The 4687-nt window shown below is 56.0% G+C and carries 5 protein-coding genes; all 5 read left to right on the top strand.

Going from position 1 to position 4687, the window contains the following annotated elements:
* Nucleotides 1-630, top strand: a 630-nt coding sequence (locus ACETWG_05775) for a ScpA family protein (protein ID MFB0516097.1), incomplete at its 5' end; no start/stop codon positions are given.
* Nucleotides 630-1205: an SMC-Scp complex subunit ScpB gene (scpB, locus tag ACETWG_05770; GenBank protein MFB0516096.1), complete on the top strand. Its 576-nt coding sequence runs from the start codon at nucleotides 630-632 to the stop codon at nucleotides 1203-1205. The genes ACETWG_05775 and scpB, both read left to right, overlap by 1 nt.
* Nucleotides 1150-1923 carry a pseudouridine synthase gene (locus ACETWG_05765; GenBank protein MFB0516095.1) on the top strand — a complete coding sequence of 258 codons (774 nt, stop codon included), beginning with the start codon at nucleotides 1150-1152 and terminating at the stop codon, nucleotides 1921-1923. The genes scpB and ACETWG_05765 overlap by 56 nt, the downstream gene beginning before the upstream one ends.
* A 69-nt stretch (nucleotides 1924-1992) precedes the next feature.
* Complete coding sequence (gene cmk / locus ACETWG_05760) at nucleotides 1993-2706, top strand: (d)CMP kinase (GenBank protein MFB0516094.1); 714 nt, start codon at nucleotides 1993-1995, stop codon at nucleotides 2704-2706.
* A partial coding sequence (rpsA, locus tag ACETWG_05755; protein MFB0516093.1) for a 30S ribosomal protein S1 occupies nucleotides 2699-4687 on the top strand: 1989 nt, incomplete at its 3' end. The genes cmk and rpsA, both read left to right, overlap by 8 nt.

The following is a 4687-nucleotide window of genomic DNA, read 5'->3' as shown; positions in this document are numbered from 1 at the left end:
CCCATTGCCCATATTACGGCGGAATACCTCAGCTATCTGGAGCTCATGGAGGCTTTGAATCTGACGGTGGCCGGCGAGTTTATCCTCCTGGCCGCCACCCTGATGCACATCAAGGCCCGCATGCTCCTTCCCCGGCCGGAGCCCCTTGACGATGAGCCGATTGAAGATCCGCGCCAGGCGCTGGTCCAGCAATTGGTGGAATACCAGCGTTTCAAACAGGCAGCCGGGGAACTAGGCCGGCTCGCTGAGCTGCGTAGCGCTCATTATCCTATCGGTCATACTGGAAACGGGGCTGGTGACGGCCTCTGCCCTGGTGAATACCTCAAGGACATCTCCCTGTTCCAGCTCATGGGAGTTGTCCGGGAGGTGATGGACCGGATGCCGCGGCCGGGACCGTTGGAAGTGAGGACCGAACCGATCAAACTCGACGATACCATCCGGACTATCCATCAAGCCTTCGCGTCCGTCGGCCGGATCGCCTTTCGCCAGGTTCTGATGACGGCTCGGAATGTCCGGGAAGTAGTAATCACCTTCCTGGCTGTACTTGAAATGATGCGGACCGGCATGATCATTGTCGAACAGTCGGCCCCCTTCGAAGATATCTATTTGGTGAGAGTTCTCGTGGATTGATGGCCCATCCAGTAGACCAGGAAATTATTCAAATCATCGAGGCGCTACTGACGGCGACCCCAGAGCCGCTCACTCAAGTCAGGCTTAACCAGACCCTTGAGCGCAACGACATCAGGCTTCCAGATGTAGTAGCTACACTGAGAGAACGGTTTCAGGATCAGCAGCGCCCGGTGGATATCATCGCCGTCGCTGGGGGATATCAGCTGGTGACGCGGGCCGAGTATCAACCCTACCTGCAACGCCTGCTTCGGAAGGAGGGCAAGCTGAGCCTTACGCGAGCTGCTCTGGAAACCCTGGCGATAGTGGCCTATCGCCAGCCCGTGACCAGGACCGAAATTGATCAGATCCGGGGGGTCAACTCCGTGTCGGTACTGCGGACGCTGCTGGAGAAGGAGCTGGTCGCTATCAAAGGGCGCGATGAATGTGTGGGCCGGCCATTACTCTACAGTACCACGTCTGCTTTTCTCGAGGCTTTCGGCCTCAGTCGCCTCGGCGACCTGCCCAGGTTGAAAGAAATCGATGAGATCATGGGCGGGGAAGAAGCTCCGACACCCGTGGGCCATGCGGCTGAATAGATACCTCGCCCAGGCAGGTGTAGCATCCCGCCGTAAGGCTGATGAGCTCATTACGGCCGGCCGGGTTCAGGTGAATGGCCGACGGGTCACCAGCCTGGGTGTCGGAATCGATGTGAATGATCTGGTTGAGGTCAATGGTCGACCGGTGGAGCTGGCAGCGGAACGGGTGGTTTATCTGCTCCACAAGCCGGCGGGGGTGATCAGTTCGGTCTCGGATCCTCGTGGTCGACTGACAGTGGTAGAGCTTATTCGTGATCCCAGGCGCCTGTTTCCGGTTGGGAGGCTGGATCGGGATACCACCGGCGCTCTCCTCATTACCAATGATGGGGAACTGGCCAACCGGCTGACCCATCCCCGCTATGGGATCGAGAAATGCTATCTGGTGGAGGTGAAGGGCCAGTTGAGCGCCCACGCCATAGACCAGATAATTTCAGGAATAGTCATTGCAGGAGGGGTCAAGGTCCGGGCCCAGTTGCGCCCGGTGGCCCGGCAAGCTCAACGAACCGTATACCAACTTACCCTGACCGAAGGGAAAAACCGGGAGGTTAAACGCATCTTCGAGCATTATGGACTGCCCCTCCTCCACTTGCACCGTACCAGTTTCGCCGGGCTTTCCGCCGATAACCTGCGGCCGGGCAAATACCGTCGGCTCCGGCAGACAGAAGTGAACAGTCTCTATCGCCTGACCGGGGCCCGGGAGGGAATGCAAACCACATAGAAACAGATGGATATTCATGCTCGATAGCATTAAACTTGCTTGCTTTTTGATGAGGTCAAATCCGTGCAAATGGTGGTAGCCATTGATGGTCCGGCCGCATCGGGGAAAACTACTACTGCCAGGATGGTGGCCCGGAGACTAGGTTTTGTGCATCTGGACACGGGGGCCATGTACCGCGCGGTGACCTTCGCTTGTCTGGAAAATCGGCTGCCACCAAAGGAATCCGCCGCCATGGCGAAACTGCTGGCGTCGCTTGACGTGCAGTTCAAATCCACCGGAACGGACCATCAGCGCACATTGCTCAACGGGCGGGACGTATCCGAGGCTATCCGCACACCGGAGATCACCCAGCAGGTGAGCGCTTACAGCGCTCTCGCTTCGGTGCGTGAGAGAATGGTAGGATTGCAGCGGCGAATCGGCAGGGAGCGCCCCGTGGTCTGCGAAGGACGCGATATCGGCACGCGTGTTTTCCCCGATGCCCGATTCAAATTTTTTCTGGTGGCTGACCTGGAGGTGAGGGCCAGACGTCGCTATGATGAGCTCCGTGCCCGAGGTCTCAATCCCCCCCTGGAGCAGATTATCGAAGAGCTCCGCCAGAGAGACGAGGAGGATTCTACCCGAGAGATCTCACCTCTTAAGAAGGCCGAAGATGCCGTAATCGTAGATACGACCAGCCTGACGATCCCGGCCCAGGTTGATTCGATTGTTGCCCATGTTAACCAAGCCCGGCGACAGGAAGGTGAAACCGACATAAACAAGGAGATGCAAGCCCAGCATGAGTGATAAGGAAATCCCGGAGCCTATACCCGAAGAGACCGCAGGGGACATTGGACAGGAAGCTGTAGAGGACGAACTGGGACCGACTGAGATGGAGGCAACAGCTTCGGAGGTCACTGAGGCTGAGGCGAGGGTGGCTGAAGCCGTTGAAGGAGAAGAAGCAGCTGCCGATGCGCACGAGCAGGCAGATGTGGACTATCTCGCGCCCTCAGTTTTGGACGAAATAACCACCGTTACACCCGAGCAGCTGTATGCAATGGAGGCCTCGGAAGTAGTGAAAAGAGATACTTCCCTGGAAGAGATCATGCGCTCTTCTCTGGGAGATATCCGGGAAGATGAGGTTCTAAAAGGTCGGGTTATTGGCACCAATGAGCGGGAAATTCTGGTTGATATCGGCTTTAAATCCGAGGGCATTGTCCCCAGGGAAGAATTCCGACCGGATGAGCTGCCTCAAATCGGTGACGAAATTACCGTCTATCTGGTAAAAATGGAGGATGCCAACGGCCAGACGGTGCTTTCTAAAGAGAAGGCCGATTTCATGCAGCGATGGGCGGAGGTTCGTGAAAAGTCTCATAGCGGCGAGACCATTGTGGGCCGAATTATGCGCCGCATCAAGGGCGGCATGGTGGTGGATCTGAGTGGCGTGCCAGCCTTTCTACCTGGATCCCAGATCGATATCCGGCCCGTTCAAGATTTTGATGAGTACATCGGTCAGGAATATGAGTTCAAAATTGTGAAGCTCAATGAAGCGCGGAAAAATATTGTCCTTTCGCGCAAAGAGCTGTTGGAGGCTGATCTGCAGGAACGCAAGGATAGTCTCATCGCCGAGCTGCACGTGGGGCAGGTTCTCGATGGTCGTGTGAAGAATATCACCGAATTCGGTGTCTTTGTGGATCTGGGCGGCCTGGATGGCCTGCTCCATATTACCGACTTGAGCTGGGGGCGTGTCGGTCACCCCTCCGAGATAGTCGAGTTGGATGAGCCTATCACCGTGAAAGTAATCGATTTCGACTCGGAAAAGCAACGTGTCTCCTTGGGTCTCAAACAGCTCCAGCCCCATCCCTGGGATAGTGTGGAAGTCAAGTACCCTGTCGGTTCGGTGGTGGAAGGCAGAATTGTGAGCATGACCAATTATGGTGCCTTTGTGGAGATCGAAAAAGGAGTGGAAGGCTTGATCCACGTCTCGGAAATGTCCTGGACCAAGCATATTCGGCACCCGTCAGAAATGTTCACACTGGGACAGACCATTGAAGCCAAAATCCTGAATATGGATGTCACCGAGCGGAAGATTTCGTTGGGAGTTAAGCAGCTGCAGCCGGATCCATGGGATCAGATTGAGGAAAAATACAAGGTTGGAACGATCCAAACCGGGAAGGTGCGAAACCTGACACAATTCGGTGCCTTCGTAGAACTGGAAGAGGGTATCGATGGTCTCATCCACATCACCGACTTGTCTTGGACCAAGAATGTCCGTCATCCCAAGGAAGTCTTAACCAAGGGTGACCAGGTGGAAGTCCGGGTTCTGGATGTGTCCCGTGAGAATCGACGGATCGCTCTGGGTCTCAAACAGGTCCAGGAGGATCCCTGGGATAAAATCGAGGCCTACTTCACATCGGGTAAGCAGGTGAAAGGTGAGGTGATCCGGATACTTGATAAAGGGGTGATCCTCCAAATGGAAATGGACATGGAGGGTATTATCCCCCTAAGAGAGGTCCCCAAGCGTGACCGCAAAAAAGCCACTGAGCATATCAAGCCCGGTGACACCCTGGATGTCACTGTCCAAGAGCTGAGTGTTGATGACAAGAAGGTTGTTCTTATGTCCGATGTCCTGGCGCTCAAGCCGGAGGCTGAGGAGGCTACTGTAGAGCAGGCTGAGGTGGAAGAGAAGGCCGAGCCCAAGCGGAAGAAGAAGGTGGCCGCCGCTAAACCGGAAGAGGTAGCCGCAGTTGAAGCGGCAGCGGTCGAGGAAGTCCCCGCGGAGCCGACT

The sequence above is a fragment of the Candidatus Neomarinimicrobiota bacterium genome (assembly GCA_041862535.1).
GTDB lineage: Bacteria > Fidelibacterota > Marinisomatia > SCGC-AAA003-L08 > TS1B11.
The sequence above is the reverse complement of the archived record's forward strand: the minus strand, read 5'-3'. Positions and strand labels throughout refer to the sequence as shown.